Annotated in this window: 18 protein-coding genes; 16 read left to right on the plus strand and 2 right to left on the minus strand. The window is 70.6% G+C overall.

The genetic code is table 11. The features are described 5' to 3' along the window. Positions 1 to 38: 38 nt before the first annotated feature. The 5 genes from F0L46_RS24000 (at position 39) to F0L46_RS24020 (ending at position 3,292) form a co-directional block, all read left to right on the plus strand. Entirely contained in the window at positions 39 to 758 is a 720-nt protein-coding gene (locus tag F0L46_RS24000) for an ABC transporter permease (RefSeq protein WP_438646713.1), read from the plus strand. A gap of 64 nt (positions 759 to 822) precedes the next feature. After that, on the plus strand, positions 823 to 1,551 hold the full coding sequence (locus F0L46_RS24005; RefSeq protein ID WP_149822148.1) for an ABC transporter permease: 729 nt from the start codon (positions 823 to 825) through the stop codon (positions 1,549 to 1,551). Next, positions 1,544 to 2,344, plus strand: a complete 801-nt coding sequence (locus F0L46_RS24010) for an ABC transporter ATP-binding protein (protein WP_149822149.1) — start codon at positions 1,544 to 1,546, stop codon at positions 2,342 to 2,344. Before F0L46_RS24005 ends, F0L46_RS24010 begins: the two co-directional genes overlap by 8 nt. A 110-nt stretch (positions 2,345 to 2,454) precedes the next feature. Then, positions 2,455 to 2,808 (plus strand): hydroxyisourate hydrolase, encoded by a 354-nt coding sequence (uraH, locus tag F0L46_RS24015; RefSeq protein WP_149822150.1) that lies wholly within the window; start codon positions 2,455 to 2,457, stop codon positions 2,806 to 2,808. Positions 2,809 to 2,812: 4 nt separating this feature from the next. Continuing rightward, positions 2,813 to 3,292: a GNAT family N-acetyltransferase gene (locus F0L46_RS24020; protein ID WP_149822151.1), complete on the plus strand. Its 480-nt coding sequence runs from the start codon at positions 2,813 to 2,815 to the stop codon at positions 3,290 to 3,292. Here the strand turns inward: F0L46_RS24020 and F0L46_RS24025 are convergent. Beyond that, on the minus strand, positions 3,289 to 3,585 hold the full coding sequence (locus tag F0L46_RS24025; protein ID WP_149822152.1) for a hypothetical protein: 297 nt from the start codon (positions 3,583 to 3,585) through the stop codon (positions 3,289 to 3,291). The two genes, F0L46_RS24020 and F0L46_RS24025, sit on opposite strands and share 4 nt — an antisense overlap. Positions 3,586 to 3,738: 153 nt before the next feature. On the opposite strand from F0L46_RS24025, the gene puuE reads away from it, so the two are divergent. The 5 genes from puuE to F0L46_RS24050 all read left to right on the plus strand — a co-directional run bounded on the left by puuE (position 3,739) and on the right by F0L46_RS24050 (position 9,873). Continuing rightward, a complete protein-coding gene (puuE, locus tag F0L46_RS24030) occupies positions 3,739 to 5,163 on the plus strand; it encodes an allantoinase PuuE (RefSeq protein ID WP_149822153.1) in 1,425 nt (474 codons plus the stop codon). A gap of 207 nt (positions 5,164 to 5,370) precedes the next feature. Next, positions 5,371 to 5,682 carry a rhodanese-like domain-containing protein gene (locus tag F0L46_RS24035; RefSeq protein WP_149822154.1) on the plus strand — a complete coding sequence of 104 codons (312 nt, stop codon included), beginning with the start codon at positions 5,371 to 5,373 and terminating at the stop codon, positions 5,680 to 5,682. 144 nt (positions 5,683 to 5,826) lie between these two features. Continuing rightward, positions 5,827 to 8,133 carry a xanthine dehydrogenase family protein molybdopterin-binding subunit gene (locus F0L46_RS24040; protein ID WP_149822155.1) on the plus strand — a complete coding sequence of 769 codons (2,307 nt, stop codon included), beginning with the start codon at positions 5,827 to 5,829 and terminating at the stop codon, positions 8,131 to 8,133. 100 nt (positions 8,134 to 8,233) lie between these two features. Continuing rightward, entirely contained in the window at positions 8,234 to 8,671 is a 438-nt protein-coding gene (locus tag F0L46_RS24045) for a c-type cytochrome (protein ID WP_149822156.1), read from the plus strand. Between the two features lie 281 nt (positions 8,672 to 8,952). Then, positions 8,953 to 9,873 (plus strand): cytochrome c, encoded by a 921-nt coding sequence (locus F0L46_RS24050; RefSeq protein ID WP_149822157.1) that lies wholly within the window; start codon positions 8,953 to 8,955, stop codon positions 9,871 to 9,873. Positions 9,874 to 10,172: 299 nt separating this feature from the next. On the opposite strand, the gene F0L46_RS24055 is transcribed toward F0L46_RS24050, so the two are convergent. Next, positions 10,173 to 11,666 (minus strand): leucyl aminopeptidase, encoded by a 1,494-nt coding sequence (locus tag F0L46_RS24055; protein ID WP_149822158.1) that lies wholly within the window; start codon positions 11,664 to 11,666, stop codon positions 10,173 to 10,175. A gap of 250 nt (positions 11,667 to 11,916) precedes the next feature. Here F0L46_RS24055 and lptF point away from each other — a divergent pair, with 250 nt between their 5' ends. The 6 genes from lptF to F0L46_RS24085 are packed head-to-tail and all read left to right on the plus strand — an operon-like array spanning position 11,917 to position 19,432. Continuing rightward, positions 11,917 to 13,077: an LPS export ABC transporter permease LptF gene (gene lptF / locus F0L46_RS24060; protein WP_149822159.1), complete on the plus strand. Its 1,161-nt coding sequence runs from the start codon at positions 11,917 to 11,919 to the stop codon at positions 13,075 to 13,077. After that, on the plus strand, positions 13,077 to 14,165 hold the full coding sequence (gene lptG / locus F0L46_RS24065) for an LPS export ABC transporter permease LptG (RefSeq protein ID WP_149822160.1): 1,089 nt from the start codon (positions 13,077 to 13,079) through the stop codon (positions 14,163 to 14,165). The genes lptF and lptG overlap by 1 nt, the downstream gene beginning before the upstream one ends. Next, positions 14,165 to 16,699, plus strand: a complete 2,535-nt coding sequence (locus F0L46_RS24070; protein ID WP_240540135.1) for an LPS-assembly protein LptD — start codon at positions 14,165 to 14,167, stop codon at positions 16,697 to 16,699. Before lptG ends, F0L46_RS24070 begins: the two co-directional genes overlap by 1 nt. Continuing rightward, positions 16,696 to 17,697, plus strand: a complete 1,002-nt coding sequence (gene pdxA / locus F0L46_RS24075; RefSeq protein ID WP_149822161.1) for a 4-hydroxythreonine-4-phosphate dehydrogenase PdxA — start codon at positions 16,696 to 16,698, stop codon at positions 17,695 to 17,697. Before F0L46_RS24070 ends, pdxA begins: the two co-directional genes overlap by 4 nt. Next, the gene (gene rsmA / locus F0L46_RS24080) at positions 17,694 to 18,560 is read left to right on the plus strand and encodes a 16S rRNA (adenine(1518)-N(6)/adenine(1519)-N(6))-dimethyltransferase RsmA (RefSeq protein WP_149822162.1); all 867 of its coding nucleotides are present in this window, start codon (positions 17,694 to 17,696) and stop codon (positions 18,558 to 18,560) included. The genes pdxA and rsmA overlap by 4 nt, the downstream gene beginning before the upstream one ends. Then, a complete protein-coding gene (locus F0L46_RS24085; protein ID WP_149822163.1) occupies positions 18,557 to 19,432 on the plus strand; it encodes an aldose 1-epimerase family protein in 876 nt (291 codons plus the stop codon). Before rsmA ends, F0L46_RS24085 begins: the two co-directional genes overlap by 4 nt. Positions 19,433 to 19,664: the final 232 nt, after the last annotated feature.

Consider the following 19,664-nt stretch of genomic DNA (forward strand, 5'->3'; position numbering starts at 1 on the left):
CCCCTCTCCCACATGGGAAAGGGGAGCAGAGCGCCACAGTGCAACCCCTCGGCTTCTTCGAGATCATGGGCTTCGGGCCCCGCGGCTGGGGCGCGGCGATGCTGCTCGCCGCGCTCATGACCGTGGGGGTGTCGGTCTGCGGCTTTCTCGCCGGCGCGGTGATCGGCACGGGCGTCGCGGCGATGAAGCTGTCGCGGAGCCGGATCGCCCGGGTGGTCGCCGACACCTACACCACCGTGCTGCGCGGCGTGCCGGATCTCCTCGTCATCTACCTGTTCTATTTCGGCGGTAGCCTCGCGCTGAGCGCGGTGGGGCGGTGGTTCGGGGCGGACGGGTTCATCGGACTGCCCGCCTTCGCCACGGGCGCCATCGCCATCGGCGTAGTGTCGGGCGCCTATCAGGCGGAGGTATTGCGGGGCGCCTACCAGGCGCTCAGCCGCGGCGAGCTGGAGGCGGCGCGGGCGGTGGGCATGTCGCGGGGGCTGATGTTCCGGCGCATCGTGGCGCCGCAGGTGCTGCGCTACGCCATCCCCGGCCTCGGCAACGTCTGGCAGCTCGTGCTGAAAGAGTCGGCGCTGATCTCCGTCACCGGCCTCGTGGAGCTGCTCCGCCAAAGCCAGATCGGCTCCGGCTCCACCCGCCAGCCCTTCACGTTCTTCCTCACCGCGGCGGCGCTCTACCTCGTGATCACCACGGTCTCGACCTACGCCTTCCAATGGGCCGAGACCCGCTCCATGCGCGGCGTGAGGAGGGCCTGATGGATCTGTGGGCAGGAAGCGCCCGGCTCAGGCCCCTTTCGATACCCCGCGCGAGGAGGGCCTGATGGACTTCGCCTTCATGGGCCAGGCGTTCATGACGCTGATCGCGGGCATCCCGCTCACTCTCCAGCTCGCCTTCTCCTCCGTGGCGCTCGGCGCCGTCTTGGCGCTGGTGCTCGCCGCCATGCGCCAGTCCGGAATCCTGCCGCTCGACTGGTTCGCGCGGGGCTACGTCTTCGTGTTCCGCGGCACGCCGCTCCTCGTCCAGGTCTTCCTGATCTATTACGGCCTCGGCCAGTTTCGCCCGACGCTCCAGGAATGGGGCCTGTGGACGTTCTTCCGCGAGCCCTATTGGTGCGCGCTCACCGCGCTCACCCTCAACACGGCGGCCTATGCGAGCGAGATCATCCGCGGCGGGCTCCAGAGCGTGCCCCACGGCCAGGTGGAGGCGGCCCGGGCCTGCGGCATGCCGCGCGGCCTCCTGTTCCGCCGCATCGTCTTCCCCATCGCCGTGCGCCAGGCCCTGCCGGGCTATTCCAACGAGATCATCCTCATGGTGAAGGCCACCTCGCTCGCCTCCATCATCACGATGATGGAGGTGACGGGGCTCGCCCACAAGCTGATCTCCCAGACCTTCCGCGCCATCGAGGTGTTCGTGGTGGCGGGCGCGATCTATCTCCTGCTCAACTTCGCCGTCACCCGGATCGTCATGGCCGTCGAGCACTGGCTCTCGCCCCACCTTCGCCCCCCGCCGACCCCCATCGCCACCCCGCCGGAGGCGGCCCATGTCTGATGCCGTCACCCCCGAGCGCGCCCATGCCGAGAGCGGCAGCGTCGACGTGCGGGCCCTGCGCAAGAGCTTCGGCACCTTGGAGGTGCTGAAGGGCGTGTCGCTCAGCGCCCGCCAGGGCGACGTGATCTCGATCCTCGGCGCGTCCGGCTCGGGCAAGTCGACGATGCTGCGCTGCATCAACATGCTGGAGGTGCCCGATTCCGGCGACATCGTCATCGGCGGCGAGACCATCGGCCTGCGCAAGACCCGGCGCGGCATGGAGCCCGCCGACCGCCACCAGGTCGACCGCATCCGCTCCCGCGTCGCCATGGTGTTCCAGAGCTTCAATCTCTGGTCCCACATGACGATCCTGGAGAACGTCATCGAGGCGCCGGTCCACGTCCAGCGCCGGCCCAAGGCGGAGTGCGTCGCGGAAGGCGAGGCGCTGCTGGCCCGCGTCGGCATCGCCGACAAGCGCAACCATTACCCGGCGCATCTGTCGGGCGGCCAGCAGCAGCGCGCCGCCATCGCCCGGGCGCTCGCCATGCACCCCGAGGTGATGCTCTTCGACGAGCCGACCTCCGCGCTCGACCCCGAGCTCGTGGGCGAGGTGCTGAAGGTGATGCGGCTGCTCGCCGAGGAGGGCCGCACCATGCTCGTCGTCACCCACGAGATGGGCTTCGCCCGCGACGTGTCGAACCGGGTGGTGTTCCTGCACCAGGGCGTGGTGGAGGAGGAGGGCCCGTCCCGCGACGTGTTCGCCTCGCCGAGCTCGGACCGGTTCCGCCAGTTCATCTCGAGCCACAGGGGCTGATCCCCTCTCCGGGCGGGCAGGCGACGGCCGCCCCGGGTCGAAGGGGCGCCCCCGTTGACGTTCGGGCGCCGGCGCCCGACAAAGCCTCACCGCCACGAAGGGAGCCGCGCATGGGGCGTCTGTCCACCCACGTCCTCGACACCGTCAACGGCCGCCCGGCGGCGGGGGTGCGGATCGTGCTGCATCGGCTCGACGGCGAGGCACGCGAGCCCGTCAGTGAGACGCGCACCAACGCGGACGGGCGCACCGACGCGCCGCTCCTGGCGGCGGACGCCATGCGGGCCGGCACCTACGAGCTCGTCTTCCATGTCGGCGATTATTTCCGCGACGCGGGCACCGCTACGGCCGATCCGCCCTTCCTCGACGTGGTGCCGGTGCGCTTCGCCATCGCGGACGCGGCGGGCCATTACCACGTCCCGCTCCTCGTCTCGCCCTGGAGCTACTCGACCTATCGCGGCAGCTGACCTCGTGGGGCTCAGCCTGCGCACCGCCGACGACGGGGACCTCGACTGCCTGGCGGAGATGAATCTCGGCCTCATCCGCGATTCGGGCCACCGCAGCCGCATGACCCTCGCCGTTTTACGCGAGCGCTTCGTGCGCTCCCGCGCGGAGGGCGGGTCTTTCGACATCTTCGAGGACGCGACCGGCCCGGTCGGCTTCGCGGGCTGGCGGGAGGAGGACACCCAGGCCGACCCGAGCGGCCGCCACGTCTTCCTGCGCCAGTTCTACATGGTACCCGAGCGGCGCGGCGACGGCACCGCCCGCGCCTGCTTCGACCTTCTGGCCCGCGAGCGCTGGCACCCCGGCCAGCGCGTCGCCCTCGACGTGCTCGACGCCAACCGCCGGGGCGCGCCTTCTGGAGCAGCCTGGGCTTCAAGCCCTATTCCGCGACGCTTGAGACGTACCTGTAACGGAGCCGTTGCCCGCGAAGCCCGGGCCCCCGCTTAACCGGGCCCCCGATCGTCGGAATCGTCGCCGCGCACCTTGCCGCCGAGCGCTCGATAGGCGAGCGCGCCGAACGCGATCTCCAGGGTGCGCGACCAGAGGGCGAGCGGAACGAGGATGGCCGACACGACGAGGCTCAGCCCGAGCCGCCAGAGGGCCTCGTCCGCGGTCAACGGTTCGCCGATCATGGCCCGCGTCACGACGATGCTGATCGTCATGGCCGGCGGAAGGAGCAGGGCGAGCAGGATCGTCCGGCGGCGGGATTGGATCTCGCCTACTTGCCTCACGATGCTCATGCGGAGCTTCGACCGTTCCATCCGCTTGCCCTGTTCTCCCGACAACGCGATCCGTGCGGACACGCTCCCGCAAGCAGGCTTGACCGCCCGGTCCCAATCTCGCACGCCTTGGCGGCAACGCAAGAACTGCCCGCCCGGCAGGCCAGGAGACCCATGACCGAGCCCTATCCCAGAGACATGGTCGGCTACGGCCGCACGCCGCCTCACCCGGGCTGGCCGGACGACGCGCGCGTCTGCGTTCAGTTCGTGATCAACTACGAGGAGGGCGGCGAGAACAACATCCTGCACGGCGACAGGGCCTCGGAGGCGTTCCTGTCGGAGATCGTCGGGGCTGCCGCCTGGCCGGGGCAGCGGCACATGAACATGGAGTCGATCTACGAATACGGCTCGCGGGCCGGCTTCTGGCGCCTGTGGCGGATGTTCACGGAGCGCGGCATGCCCGTCACCGTCTACGGCGTCGCCACCGCCATGCAGCGCCATCCCGACGCCGTCGCGGCCATGAAGGAGGCCGGGTGGGAGATCGCAAGCCACGGCCTCAAGTGGATCGACTACAAGGACTTTTCCTCCGACGAGGAGCGCGCCCACATCAACGAGGCGATCCGCATCCACACCGAGGTGACCGGCGAGCGGCCGCTCGGGATGTATCAGGGCCGCACCTCCGAGCACACCATCCGGCTCACCCTGGAGGAGGGCGGCTTCCTCTACACGGCGGACTCCTACGCCGACGAGCTGCCCTACTGGATCGCGGGGTCGCAGGGGCCGGCGCTCGTGGTGCCCTACACGCTGGACGCCAACGACATGCGCTTCGCCACCCCGCAGGGGTTCAACGCGGGCGAGCAGTTCTTCCAATATCTCAAGGACTCGTTCGACGTTCTTTACGCCGAGGGCGAGACGGCGCCGAAGATGATGTCTGTGGGCCTGCATTGCCGGCTGGTGGGGCGCCCCGGGCGCGCGGCGGCGCTGGCGCGGTTCCTCGATTACGTCGCCTCGCACGAGCGGGTCTGGGTGGCGCGCCGGGTCGACATCGCCCGCCACTGGATCCGCCACCACCGCCCCGCCGACCTCACGCCGAGCCGCATGAGCCGCGCGATCTTCACGGAGCTCTACGGCGACGTGTTCGAGCACTCGCCCTGGATCGCGGAGGGCGCGCATGCCAAGGGACTCGGCGAGGCCCAGGACCATGCGGAAGGGCTCCACGCGGCGCTGGTCGCCGTGATGCGGGGCGCCACCCGCGAGGCGAAGCTCGCCCTGATCAACGCGCACCCGGACCTCGCCGGCCGCCTCAAGGTGGCCGAGATGGCGCCCGATTCCCAGGCCGAGCAGGCCTCCGCCGGGCTGACCTCCCTCACTCAGGAGGAGCGCGACCGCTTCCTCGCCCTCAACGACCGCTACCGGGAGCGGTTCGGCTTCCCCTTCATCATGGCCGTGAAGGGCCGCTCGAAGGAGGACATCCTCGCCGCCTTCGAGGCGCGCCTGGAGCACGACCCGGAGACGGAGTTCGACACGGCGCTGGACGAGATCGAGCGCATCGCCCTGCTGCGCCTGCGGGACAGGCTGCCTGGCGAGACGGAAGGATAGCGCTCCCTTCTCACATGGGGAGAGGGGAGCGCTCCTACGCCGCCCGGCTCTGGCGGCCTGCCTGCGCGGTCCAGAGTGGGTCGAGGCGGGCCGCGTCCGGGATGGCTTGATCTCGCGCAAGGCCGCGATGTGGCAACTTGAGGCTTGGGCGTGGCGGGCGGGTGCCTATCTAGGAGCAAGCGCAACCAGGCCCCGAGGGAGTTTTTCATGAATGTCGTCGATGTCGATGTGGAGGCGGTGAAGGAGGGCCTGGCGGACGGGTCGATGCTCGTGGTGGACGTGCGCGAGCCGCACGAATACGCCGCCGGCCACATCCCCACCGCCGTCAACCACCCGCTCTCCACCTTCGACCCCGGGGCGCTGCCCCTCGATGCGGGCAAGCGTATCGTCTTCGCCTGCAATTCCGGCGCCCGGACGCTGAAGGCCCTGGAGGCGACGCAGAACGCCGGCATCGACCTGCGGGAGCATTATCGCGGCAGCTTCAAGGAATGGTCGGCGCTCGGACTGCCGGTGGAGTAGGCCTCAAGGAATGCGGGCCGCGACAGCGGCTCGGCCGATTTCCGGTCATCGACATCCCCGCATACCTGCCGTGGCGTCGTCGCCCCTTGACCCCGGGCGCGCGGACGCCAAGTCTGCCGCTCCCTGGGCAGAAGCGAGGATCCGATGCGTCCGATGAAATTCGGTGTGGGCCAGCCGGTGCGGCGCGTGGAGGATGCGCGCTTCGTCACGGGGGCTGGGTCGTACGTCTCCGACTACCGGCCGCAGGGCCTTGCCCACGCGGCCGTGGTGCGCAGCCCCCACGCCCATGCCCGCTTCACCTTCGGCGACCTTGCCGCGGCGCGGGCGATGCCGGGCGTGGTGCTGGTGCTCACCCACGAGGACGTGCGGGATCTCGGCACGCTGCCCTGCATGGTGCCGATCAAGAACCGCGACGGCTCGTCCATGCCGATGCCGCCCTATCCGATCCTCTGCGCCGACACGGTGCGCCATGTGGGCGACGCGGTGGCCTTCGTGGTGGCCGAGACGCCCGAGCAGGCCCGCGACGCGGCCGAGGCCCTGGAGGTCGACTGGGAGCCCTTGGACGCCGCCGTCGAGATGGGGGAGGGGGCGGACGTGTGGTCCGAGGCCCCCGGCAACCTCGCCTTCGACATGGATGTCGGCGACCCCGAGAAGACCGACAAGGCGTTCGCGGCCGCCGACCGGGTGGTGTCGCTCACGGTGGTCAACAACCGCCTCGTCACGAACTACCTGGAGCCCCGCGGCTGCGTGGCGGAATACGACCCTGAGGGCGGGCGCTGGACCCTGACGCTCGGCAGCCAGGGCAGCCACGACATCCGCAACATGCTCGCCAAAAGCATCCTCAAGGTGCCGCCCGAGCGCATTCGCGTGATCACGCCGGATGTCGGCGGGGGCTTCGGCACCAAGATCTTCATGTATCGCGAGTACCCGCTCTGCGCGCTCGCGGCCGAGCGGCTGAAGCGGCCCGTGCGCTGGATGGCCGAGCGCACGGAGCATTTCCTCGGCGACGCGCAGGGACGCGACAACGTCACCACCGCCGAGATGGCGCTCGACAAGCGCGGCCGGTTCCTGGGGCTGCGCGTCGACCTGCGGGCCAATATGGGCGCCTATCTCTCGCAGTTCGCGCCCTTCATCCCCACGGGGGGCGCCCGGATGTCGCCGGGCTGCTACGACATTCCCGCCGTCCATGCGCGCGTCCGGGGCTACTTCACCCATACCGTGCCCGTCGACGCCTATCGCGGGGCGGGGCGGCCGGAGGCGGCCTACGTCATCGAGCGCCTCGTCGACCACGTGGCCCGCGAGACGGGCAAGAGCCCCGACGCGGTGCGGGCGCTCAATTTCGTCAAGCCCGCCGCCATGCCCCACACCACGCAGACGGACCGCGTCTACGATTCGGGCGAGTTCGAGGGCCACATGCGCCGCGCCATGGAGGCGGCCGACTGGGCGGGCTTCAAGGAGCGGCTGAAGGCCTCGCGCAAGGCGGGCAAGGCCCGGGGCATCGGCTTCGCCTCCTATATCGAGGCCTGCTCCGGCGGCTCGGCGGAGGGCGCGCAGGTGCGCCTGGAGCCCAACGGCGACGTCACCGTGCTCATCGGCACGCAATCGACGGGGCAGGGGCACCTCACGGCCTATGCCCAGCTCGTCTCGCAGCACCTCGACATCCCCGTGGACCGCGTCCGCGTCCACCAGGGCGACACGGACATGATCCGCACCGGCGGCGGCACGGGCGGCTCGCGCTCGATCCCCGTGGGCGGCGCGGCGGTGGCCCATGCCTCGCGAACCCTCGCCGAGAACCTGAAGACGCTCGCCGCCGATGCCCTGGAGGCGGGCGTGGCGGACCTGGAGATCGCGGACGGGGCCGTGCGCATCGCCGGCACCGACCGCGCGATCCCCTTCGCCGACATCGCCCGGCTCCCCGCCGCGAATCCCGACCTTCTCAAGGTCGAGGATTCCTGGAAGCCGCCGGAGGCGACCTATCCGAACGGGACCCATGTCTGCGAGCTGGAGGTCGATCCCGACACGGGCGAGGTGCGGATCCTGAAATACACGGTAGTGGACGATTTCGGCGTGACCCTGAACCCGCTCCTCCTCGCAGGCCAGGTCCATGGCGGCATCGTGCAGGGCATCGGCCAGGCGCTCCAGGAGCGCACCGTTTTCGACGAGTCCGGCCAGCTCGTCACCGCGACGCTCATGGACTACCAGCTGCCACGTGCCGCCGACGTGCCCGACTTCCACTTCGAGACCCGCAACGTGCCCTCCGTCACCAATGCGCTCGGCATGAAGGGCGCGGGCGAGGCGGGGGCGATCGGGGCGTGCCCGGCGGTGATGAACGCCCTCGTCGACGCCCTGCACCGGGGTTTCGGCATCCCCCACATCGACATGCCGGCGACCCCGGCTATCGTGTTCGCGGCGGTCCAGGACGCGCTCTCACGCAAACGTGAGCTTGCATGAACGCATAACCACGTTTGCAGCGCACAGGTTTCGGCGTGCGACCGCTCCGCTATGGTGCGCGGATGCGCCCGAAACCGTGCGCCAAGAGGGGAAGACCGAAATGAAGCGTATGCTGCTGGTGGGCGCCGCCCTCCTGATCGGCGCCAGCGCCGTGATCGCGCAGAGCGATCCGATTGCCGAGCGCCGGACCATCATGAAGGGTGTCGGCGCCGCGACCCGCACGGGCACCCAGATGGTGCGCGGCGAGACCGCCTTCGACGCCGCCAAGGCCAAGGAGATCCTGCGCGTCTACGCGGCCGCCGCCGACAAGACCCACACCTACTTCCCCGAGACCTCCAAGACCGGCGGCGAGACCACCGCGTCGCCGAAGATCTGGGAGAGCCAGGCCGAGTTCCGCAAGCGCTTCGACGACTGGGCCAAGGAGATCAAGGCCGCCTCGGCGCAGACCGACACCCTCGACGAGTTCAAGGTCGCCTTCGGCAACCTCACCAAGGCCTGCGGCGCCTGCCACCAGACCTACCGCATCAGCAAGAGCTGAGGAGAGGGAGGCTCCCCTCTCCCAGGGGGAGAGGGGGTGGGGGTGAGAGGGTACCACGCTGGTCGTGTCGTCCACCTGCCCGGTGCACCCCTGTCATCCCCGGGCTTGACCCGGGGACCCACGTCCACGTGCCGACTGGGTGGCCGGGTCAAGCCCGGCCATGACAGGTCGGAGGCGTGGAACGAACCTCCTGGCGTCCCGTCCCTCACCCCCTGGCACTTCGTGCATCCCTCTCCCCATGGGAGAGGGGAGGTCACCCCGCATCGCACCCCCACGGCTCCGTGAAACGCTTCCTCGTCGCCCTCCTCGTCCTCGCGGCCCTCGGTGCCGGCGGGTTCTGGCTGCTCACGAGCCCGGGCCTTCAAAAGGCGGGCCTGGGGCCCGCGCCCGCGGGCGCGGCGAATGTCGAGAACGGCCGGGTGGCGTTCTATGCCGGGGGATGCGCCTCCTGCCACGCGACGCCGAACCAGGACGACCGGCTGCGGCTCGGCGGCGGCTATGCCCTGCATTCGCCCTTCGGCACGTTCTACGCCCCCAACCTCTCGCCCCATCCCCGCGACGGCATCGGCGGGTGGACGGAGGCAGCGTTCATCCGGGCTATGAAGGCGGGCGTGTCGCCCGACGGGCGCCACTACTACCCGGCGTTCCCCTACACCTCGTATCAGCGCATGACCGACACGGATGCGCGCGATCTCTTCGCCTTCATCAAGACCCTCGCCCCCGTCGAGGGCCGGGCCCCGGACCACGACCTGCCGTTCCCGTTCAACGTGCGGCGGGGCCTCGGCCTGTGGAAGCTCGCCTTCCTCGACGGCGAGACCTTCCGCCCCGACCCGGCGAAGTCCGCCTCCCTCAACCGGGGCGCCTATCTCACCCAAGGCCTCGGCCACTGCGCCGAGTGCCATAGCGGGCGCACGGTCTTCGGCAACATCGCCGAGGACCGGCGCTACGCGGGCGGGCCGAACCCCGAGGGCAAGGGCTGGGTGCCGAACATCACCCCGCACGGGACGGGGCTCAAGGAGTGGACCCGGGGCGACATCGTCGAGGTGCTCACCTCGGGCCTGACGCCGACCGGCGACTCGGTGGGCTCCACCATGACGTCCGTGGTGAAGAACACCGCCGAGCTCCCCGAGCCCGACCGCGCCGGCATCGCCGAGTTCCTGCTGTCGCTGCCCCCCAAGGAGGGCCGCAAGGGGCCGCAGTAAGGCTGGCTCCAAACGGTCCCGCTTGTCATCCCCGGCCGGAGCCCGTCAGGGCGGAGGGGAAGGGGATCCAGCGCAATCATGCTGCTGCGAAGCGGCACTTTCGGGCCCGCCAAGGGCCCTGGTCGAGCATGAGGTGCGCCTGCGGCGCAGCAAGTCGCGCTGGATCCCCTTCTTGGCACGCAAGCGTGCTTCCCCTCCACTGTCCTGACGGTCAGTTCCGGCCGAGGATGACGGCGGGAGCTTGTGGCCGCCGAGGCGATGCAGTCCCCCTCCCCGCAAGGGGGAGGGGAGCCCTGTCCTCACCCCTCGTAGTGCTCGCGCACCAGGCGGTCGAGGAGGCGCACGCCCCAGCCGGAGCCCCAGCTCTTGTTGATCTCGCTCTGCGGCGCGCTCATGCTCGTGCCGGCGATGTCAAGATGCGCCCAGGGGGTCTCGCCCACGAAGCGCTGGAGGAACTGGGCGGCCGTGATCGAGCCGCCGTGGCGGCCGCCGGTGTTCTTCATGTCGGCGAACTTGGAATCGATCATCTTGTCGTATTCGGGCCCCAGCGGCATCCGCCACACCCGCTCGCCCGTGGCCCGGCCTGCGGCCGCGAGGCGCTCGGAGAGCGTATCGTCGTTCGAGAACAGGCCGGCATATTCCTGCGCCAGCGCCACGAGGATCGCCCCCGTGAGCGTCGCGAGGTTCACCATGAAGACGGGCTCGTAACGGTCGCGCACGTAGGTGAGCAGGTCGGCGAGCACGAGCCGACCCTCCGCGTCCGTGTTGATGATCTCCACCGTCTGGCCCGAGAGGGTGGTGACGATGTCGCCGGGGCGCTGGGCCTTGCCGTCGGGCATGTTCTCCACGAGGCCGATGGCGCCCACCACGTTGGCGCGCGCCTTGCGGGAGGCGAGCGCGTGCATGAGGCCCACCACGGCGGCGGCGCCCGCCATGTCGCCCTTCATGTCCTCCATGCTGGCGGCAGGCTTGATCGAGATGCCGCCCGTGTCGAACACCACGCCCTTGCCGATGAAGGCCACGGGCCGCTCGCCCTTGCGGGCGCCGTTCCAGCGCATGATCGCCACCCGGCTCGGGCGGGCCGAGCCCTGGCCGACCGCGAGCAGCGCCCGCATGCCGATCTTGGCGAGCTGCTTCTCGTCGAGGATCTCCACCTCGACGCCGAGCTTCTCCAGCGCCTGCGCCCGCTCGGCGAACTCCTCGGGGCCGAGCGCGTTCGGCGGCTCGTTCACGAGATCGCGGGCGAGGATCACGCCCTGCGCCAAGCCCTCGCGGGCCTTGGCAGCCTTCTTGGCGCCGCCCGCGTCGGTGACCGCGACGGTGACCCGCGTCGCGCCCTTGTCCTCCGCCTCGTCGTCCTTCTTCTTGGTCTTGTAGCGGTCGAAGCGGTAGAGGCGCAGGCGAAGGCCCAGCGTCAGGTCGGCGATCCGCTCCGGGGTCGCCTCGAGATCGGGGGCGTCGACGAGGATCGTCGCCGTGCGGCCCGAGACCTTGCCCGCGATGGTGCCGCCGAGCTGCACCCAGTCGAGGCTCTCCCGGTCCCCCGCGGCGCCGATCCCCACCACGATCAGCCGGTCCACGGGGAGACCCGCGGGCGCCACCACCACGAGGGCCTGCTTCGACTTGCCCTTGAAGCGCTCCGCCGCCGCCGCCCGCGTCACGAGGCCCGCGGCCTCGCCCAGACCCTCCCGCGCCTCCGGCGAGAGGGCGAGGTCGTCGCCCGCCAGCACGACGAGGTCACCGCCGTCGGGCATCGCGAAGGGCTGGAAATCGAGCTTCACGCTATCGGCCATGGGAATCCTCGTTCGTGGCGACGCCGCAACCTTGGGGCCGACCTGCGGCCCCGCTTTCCCTGCGTCATAGCACGTCCGGCGGGCCGCGACAGGGTGCAGGGCTCCCGGGGCGCGCATGCGCCGCGTCCGGCCGCCCCGAAACCGCCCATGTCGGACGCGCATGCATCCGGCGACGGCCTACATTGGTGGCGGGCCGGCGATCGGCTATACACCCCCTCTCACGCCCCGTCCGGGGCCCAGCGTCGAGCCCATGAATCTCCTCGAGCGATATGTCTTCCGGATCGCGCTCGGCGCCTTCCTGGCCTGCCTTCTCGGGCTGACCGCCGTCATCTGGGTGACGCAGGCGCTGCGCGAGCTCGACCTGCTCACGGGCAAGGGGCAGACGATCCTCGTCTTCCTCACCGTGACGGGCCTGACCCTGCCGGCGCTGATCACCGTGATCGCCCCCGTGGCCTTATTTATCGCCACGCTCTACACGCTGAACAAGCTCAACGGCGATTCCGAGCTCATCGTCATGAGCGCCGCCGGCATGGCGCCGCGCTCGGTGATGCGGCCCTTCATGGGGCTCGCGACCCTCGTCGTCGCGCTCACCGCCCTGATGACGCTCTACCTCATGCCGACAAGCTTCCAGGAGCTGCGCGGCCTCGTCACGAAGATCCGCGCCGACTTCGTGGCGAACCTCGTGCGCGAGGGCCAGTTCACCACCCTCGACCAGGGGGTGACGTTCCATTACCGCGAGCGCGCCGGCGGCGCGCTGCTCGGCATCTTCATGCAGGACAAGCGCGAGGCGGGGCGCACCGTGGTCTATCTCGCCGAGCGCGGCCAGACATTCGAGCTCAACGGCGAGAGCTTCCTCGTCCTGGAGAAGGGCTCGATCCACCGCCAGCAGGCGGCGGCCCGGGACACCTCCATCGTGGCCTTCGAGCGCTACGCCCTCGACCTGTCGGCTCTCACGCCCGAGGGCGGCGACGTGATCTACAAGCCGCGCGAGCGCTCGACGATGCAGCTCGTCTTCATGGATCCGTCCGACTGGCTCTACCAGAACGCCTATGGACGCGTGCGGGCCGAGATCCACGACCGGCTTTCCGCCGCCCTCTATCCCCTCGCCATGGTGCTCATCGCGGTGGCGGCGCTCGGCGACCCGCGCACCACCCGGCAGGGCAGGGGGCTCGCGATCGTGTCGGCCATCGTGGCGGTGGGCGCCATGCGCATCGCGGGCTTCGCGGCGACGAGCGCGGTCGTGCGCACGCCCTGGGCGCTCGTCGCGGTCTACGGGGTGCCGCTCGCCGGAGCGGGGCTCTCCCTGCTGGTGATCCTCGGCGGCGCCCGGGTGAGGGCGGCGCAGGACCGCCTGGCGCGGCTCTTCGGCCCCGTCACCCTGCCGCGCCTGCCCCGCCTGAGGAGAGCCTGATGCTCATCGGCGCCACCCTCGGCCGCTATTTCTCGGCGAAGTTCGTGCAGAGCATCCTCGCGGTGTTCGGCACCGTGTTCGTTCTCGTCTACACCCTCGACTTCGTGGAGCTCATGCGCCGCGCGGGCGACGCGGAGGGGGCGAGCGCGGGCGTGATCGCGCGGCTCGCCCTGTTTCGCACCCCCGCGGTGGCCGAGCAGGTGCTGCCCTTCGCGATCCTGTTCGGCAGCATGTGGGCGCTCCTCCAGCTCAGCCGCAAGCTGGAGCTCGTGGTGGCGCGGGCGGCCGGCATCTCGGCCTGGCAATTCCTCCAGCCTGGCATCCTCGTCGCCGCCCTCGTCGGCATCGTCACGGTCTCGGTCTACAACCCGCTCTCGGCGCATCTGAAGCAGAAGGCCACGGAGACGGAGGCCCGGGTCTTCGCCCGCAGCCAGCGCACCCCGGGCGCCAAGGACACCTGGCTCCGGCAGGTGAGCCCCGACGGGCAGGCGATCATCCGCGCCGCCGCCGCCATCGAGCAAAGCACCACCCTTACCGGGGTCACGGCCTTCACCTTCAACTCCGCGGGCGTGTTCCAGGAGCGCATCGAGGCGCGCGAGGCGGTGCTGCACGAAGGCTATTGGGAGATGAAGGAGGCCCGGGTCCTGTCCTCCAACGAGGAGCCGCAGAGCTACGACACGTACCTGCTCGCCTCGAACCTGGAGCCCTCGCAGATCCGCACGACCTTCACGCCGCCGGAGTCCGTGCCCTTCTGGGACCTGAATGACACAATCGCTCAAACAGAGCGAGCGGGGCTGGACGCGACGCGATATCGCCTGCAATACGATATCCTCCTGGCAAGGCCTCTCCTATTCGTGGCGATGGTGTTCGTGGCGGCATCATTTTCGTTAAGATTCTTCCGGTCCGGCGGCGTCGGCGCGATGGTGCTCAGTGGCGTGGCCGCTGGCTTCGTGCTCTATGTTGCGACGCAGCTCATGGAGGATCTCGGCGCCTCGGGATTGATCCGCCCCACCGTGGCGGCCTGGTTCCCCGCCGTGGTCGGAACGCTGCTCGGAACGCTTGCCCTCCTCCATCAGGAGGATGGTTGATGTTTCTCTCGAAGGTGGGGTTGCAGGCGGTGCTCATGCGGCGTGTGGCGGGGACGATCGCGGGACTTGCGATCGCGACGGCGTTGTCGACGCTCGTCGTCTCCATGCCTGCGTCCGCGCAGAGCACCCTCAACGACAGCCTCGCCAAGCGCACCCAGGGCAACAAGGACTCGAAGCTCCTGCTCGAGGCGAAGGAGCTCGTCTACGACAACGACCGCAACACCGTCACGGCGCGCGGCGACGTCGAGATGAACTACCAGGGGCGCACGCTCCAGGCCGATTCGGTGGTCTACGACCGCACCTCTGGCCGCGTGCTCGCCCAGGGCAACGCCCGCCTCACTGAGGCCGACGGCACGGTGGCGACGGGCGACCGCTTCGAGCTCACCGAGGACTTCAAGAGCGGCTTTATCGATTCGCTGCGCGTCCAGCAGACGGTGGTCGAGCGCGGCCGCCCCGTGACCACCCGGTTCTCGGCGCCGCGGGCGGAGCGCATCGAGGGCGAGACCACGGTGTTCGAGCGCGGGACCTACACGGCCTGCGAGCCCTGCGCCAAGGACCCGACCCGGCCGCCCCTGTGGCAGGTCAAGGCCGCGCGGGTGATCCACAACAACACCGAGCGCACGATCTATTACGAGAACGCGACGCTGGAATTCGCCGGCGTGCCGGTGGCCTACGTCCCGTATTTCTGGTCGCCGGACCCCACGGTCAAGCGCAAGACCGGCCTGCTCGCGCCCACCTACATCGCCTCCTCGGCGCTGGGCGTCGGCGCCGCGATCCCCGTCTTCATCGCGCTCGCCCCGAACTATGACCTGACGCTCCGCCCCACCTTCCTGTCGCGCCAGGGCTTCCTCGGCCAGGCTGAGTGGCGCCACCGGCTTGAGACCGGCTCCTACTCGATCCGCGCGGCGGGCATCTTCCAGGCCGACCCGCAGGCGTTCCAGCCCTCGCCCTTCGGCGCCCGGGAGAAGGATTTCCGCGGCTCCATCGAGTCGGTCGGCCGCTTCCACCTCAACGAGCGCTGGCAGTTCGGCTGGAACCTGACGCTGCTCTCGGACAAGTGGTTCCTGCAAAACTACCAGATCCGCAACCGCAGCCTCACCGATCTGTATGGCCGCGAGGCGATCTCGACCGTCTACCTCACGGGGCAGGGGGACCGGTCCTGGTTCGACCTGCGCAGCTACTACTTCAAGCCGCTCACCTCGTCGGACTGGCAGAAGCACCAGGCCGTCGTCCACCCGGTCTGGGACTACGAGAAGCGCGTCAACGGCCCCGCGCCGATCGGCGGCGAGGTGAAGCTCGAGGTCAACCTCACGAGCCTCTCGCGCGAGGCGACGCACTTCCAGGAGATCCCGACCCAGAGGGCGCGGCTCTTCGGCATTTATGACACCTGCGCCGTGTTCTCCCGCGAGACCTGCATCGTGCGGGGCCTCGGGGGCAGCTCCACGCGCCTGTCGACCCAGGTGTCCTGGCGGCGCTCGTTCATCGACCCCGCGGGCCAGGTCTGGACGCCCTTCACCTATGCCCGCGCCGACGGCTTCTGGATCGCGCCCAACACCACCGACTACCAGAACTACGGCATCATGGGCATCGCCGGGCAGACGGACCAGGACTTCACGGGCCGGTTCATGCCGGGCGCGGGCGTCGAGTACCGCTTCCCCCTCGTCGCCTCGGCGGGGAGCTGGGGCACGCAGCTCGTGGAGCCCATCGTCCAGGTGATCGCCCGCCCGGGCGAGACCCGCGTGGGCCGCCTGCCCAACGAGGACGCGCAAAGCCTCGTGTTCGACGACACGAACCTGTTCGCCTGGGACAAGTTCTCCGGCTACGACCGGGTCGAGGGCGGCGTGCGCACCAATTACGGCCTGCAATACACCCTCAACGGTCCCAGCGGGTTCCACGTCAACGCGCTCTTCGGCCAGTCCATCCAGCTCGCGGGGCGCAATTCCTTCGAGTCCGGCGACATCCTCAATGTCGGCCGCGATTCGGGTCTCGACGACCGGCGCTCGGATTATGTCGGCCGCGTGCTCCTTCAGCCCTGGGCCGGGGTCTCCTTCCAGACCCGCGCCCGGCTCGACAAGGACAACCTCGCGCTCAACCGCTTCGAGGCCGCGTTCCAGGGCACGTTCGGCTCGCTCACCACCCGCTTCGTCTATGCCCGCTACGCCGCGCAGCCCCTGCTCGGTCTCGACGACCGGCGCGAGGGCGTGGCGGTCCAGAGCAAACTCGACGTGACGCCCAACTGGTACCTGTCGGGCGCCGTGACGGTCGACCTCGACCATTACAGGCGCAACAGCGCAACCCCGATCTCGCCGCTCGGCCAGCGCGACCCAACCGTCAGCGCCTTCGCGCTGGGCGCGGGCTACCGCGACGAGTGCACCACCCTTGAGGTCACCTATTCCTCGACGCCGCGCCAGTTCTCGGGCGCGAAGGAGAACGTCCAGACGGTGCTCCTGCGGCTCGAGCTGCGCACCCTCGGCCAGGCGTCCGTGACCCAGAACATCGGCGGCGTGGCAAGCGCCGACGGCGTCGCCCCTTGAGCCCGGCGCCCCTTGCCCTCACCGGGGGCGACCCGGCGGGCGTGGGGCCCGAGCTCGCCCTCAAGGCCTGGGTGGCGCGCGGGGCCGCGGGCCTTCCGCCCTTCATCGCCATCGCCGACGCCCGCATGCTTCGCGACCTCGCCCGGACGCTCGGCCTCGACGTGCCCGTCGAGGAGGCGATGCCCGAGACGGCCGCGGGGGTCTTCGCGCGGGCGCTGCCGGTCCTGCCCCTCGGCCTGCCCCACGCGGCGCGGCCCGGGAATCCCGATCCCGCCACGGCCGCGGGCACGATCCGCTCCATCGAGACGGCCGTGGCGCTCGTCCAGGCGGGGCGGGCGCGGGCCGTGGTGACGAACCCCATCGCCAAGCACGTCCTCTACGAGGCGGGCTTCCTTCATCCGGGCCACACGGAGTTCCTCGCCGCGCTCGCGGGCGATCCGCCGCCCCTGCCCGTGATGATGCTCTGGAGCGAGGGGCTCGCGGTGGTGCCCGTCACCGTGCACATCCCCTTGAGCGAGGTGCCCCGCGCTCTCACCGAAGACCTCATCGTCGAGACCGGGCGGATCGTCGCGCGCGAGCTCCAGACGCGCTTTCGCGTCGCGAACCCCCGTCTCGCGCTCGCGGGGCTCAATCCCCATGCGGGGGAGAACGGCACCATGGGCCAGGAGGATGACGCCGTGATCCGCCCGGCGGTGGAGCGCCTGCTCGCCGAGGGAATCGCGGTGCGCGGTCCCGTGCCCGCCGACACGCTCTTCCACGCCCGCGCCCGCGCCACCTACGACGCGGTGCTCGCGATGTATCACGACCAGGCCCTCATCCCGATCAAGACCATCGCCTTCGACGAGGCGGTGAACGTGACCTTGGGGCTTCCCTTCGTGCGCACCTCTCCCGACCACGGCACCGCCTTCGACATCGCGGGGCAGGGCATCGCGCGGCCCGACAGCCTCATCGCGGCCCTGCGGCTCGCCGGACGCCTCACGGAGCCCGGGCTCCCGTGAGCGCCATCGACGACCTGCCCCCCTTGCGCGACGTCGTGGCCCGCTACGACCTCGCGCCCAAGAAGGCGCTGGGCCAGAACTTCCTCTTCGACCTCAACCTCACCTCCCGCATCGCCCGCGCCTCGGGCCTCCTGGAGGGCGTGACCGTCCTGGAGGTGGGCCCAGGCCCCGGCGGCCTCACCCGGGCGCTGCTCGCGGCCGGCGCCGCCCGCGTGGTGGCGGTGGAGCGCGACCCCCGCGTCCTGCCGGTCCTCGCCGAGATCGCGGCACGCTATCCCGGGCGGCTCGATGTCGTGGAGGCGGACGCGCTCGAATTCGATCCGCGCCCCCTGATCGGCGACGGCCCGGCCCGGATCGTCGCGAACCTGCCCTACAATGTGGGCACGCCGCTCCTCACGGGCTGGCTCTCCGGCGAAGCCTGGCCGCCCTGGTGGGACTCGCTGACCCTCATGTTCCAGCGCGAGGTGGCGGAGCGGATCGTCGCCGACGAGAGCGAGCGGGCCGATTACGGGCGGCTCGGCGTCCTGTGCGGCTGGCGGACGGAGGCGCGCATCCTGTTCGACGTGCCGCCCTCGGCCTTCGTGCCGCCGCCGAAGGTTACGTCGAGCGTGGTGCATTTGACGCCGCGCCCGCACCCGCAGCCCTGCCGGGTGCGGGCGCTGGAAGCCGTCACGGCGGCGGCCTTCGGCCAGCGCCGCAAGATGCTGCGCCAGAGCCTGAAAGGCGTCACCCCCGACCCGGCGGCCGTGCTCGCCGCCGTCGGCATCCCCGAGACGGCGCGGGCCGAGGAGGTGCCGGTCCCAGGCTTCGTGGCCCTCGCCAACGCCATCGACGCCGGGCGCGCCGGGGAGACCCCGCCATGACCGATCCGATCCGCCTCGCGGCCGGCGCCGCCGCCGCCGAGATCTCGCCCTTGGGCGCCGAGCCCATGGCATGGCGGATCGGGGAGCGCCAGCTCCTGTGGAGCGGCGACCCGGCGCACTGGAACAGGCGGGCGCCGATCCTCTTTCCCGTCGTCGGCGCCTCGGCGGGCGGGGTGGCGCGGGTCGGCCGGCGGGCGTTTCCCATGCCCCGCCATGGCTTTGCGCGCGACTGCTCGTTCGCCCTGGTGGACCGCGACGCGGCTCGGGTCCGCCTGCGGCTAACCGATGGCGAGGCGACCCGCGCCCATTACCCGTTCGCCTTCGCCCTGGAGGTGGAGGCCGCCTTGAGCCCGAGCGCGCTCGCGCTCGCCTTCACCGTGACCAATCCGGGCGGCGTGGATCTCCCCTACGCGCTCGGCTTCCACCCGGCCTTCCCCTGGCCCTTCGCGGGCGGAAGCGCGGAGGATTACCGTGTGGTCTTCGACGCCGACCAGAACCCCGGCGTGCCCGACCTCACCCCCGACGGCCTCCTGCGCGAGGGCTCCCGCCGCCTGCCGCTCGGGGGCGCCGTGCTCCCCCTGACCGGCGACCTCTTTGCCCGCGACGCCCTGGTGATGCGCGACGTGCAGGGCCGCTCCATGCGCTTCACGGCGCCCGACGGCGCCGCCCTCGCGGTCGAGGCGGAGGACTTCCCTCATTTCGCCCTGTGGACGAAGCCCGGCGCACCCTTCCTCTCCCTCGAGACCTGGACCGGCCACGCCGACCCGGAGGGTTTCTCGGGCGAGATGGCCGAAAAGCCCTCGATCCGGATCCTGCCGCCCGGGGGACACGCCACGCACCGGACGACCCTGCGGTTCGGCGCCGGGACGTGAGGGGCTGCATTCCCCCTTCTTCACCCTCGTCCTGAGGTGCCCGCCGCAGGCGGGCCTCGAAGGGCGCTCCAGGGATCTCCAGACGGCTGTAGCGAGGTGGTGCGTGCTTCGAGGCCTTGCTCCGCAGCGCTCCTCAGCATGAGGGGGTAGGGAGATCCCTGGTTCGAGGTGGTACCCCCTCACCCCCGCCGCCTCTCCCCATGGGAGAGGGGAGTACGCCCGAACGGCTGTC

It is taken from the genome of Salinarimonas soli, from assembly GCF_008386575.1.
Taxonomy (GTDB): Bacteria; Pseudomonadota; Alphaproteobacteria; order Rhizobiales; family Beijerinckiaceae; genus Salinarimonas_A; species Salinarimonas_A soli.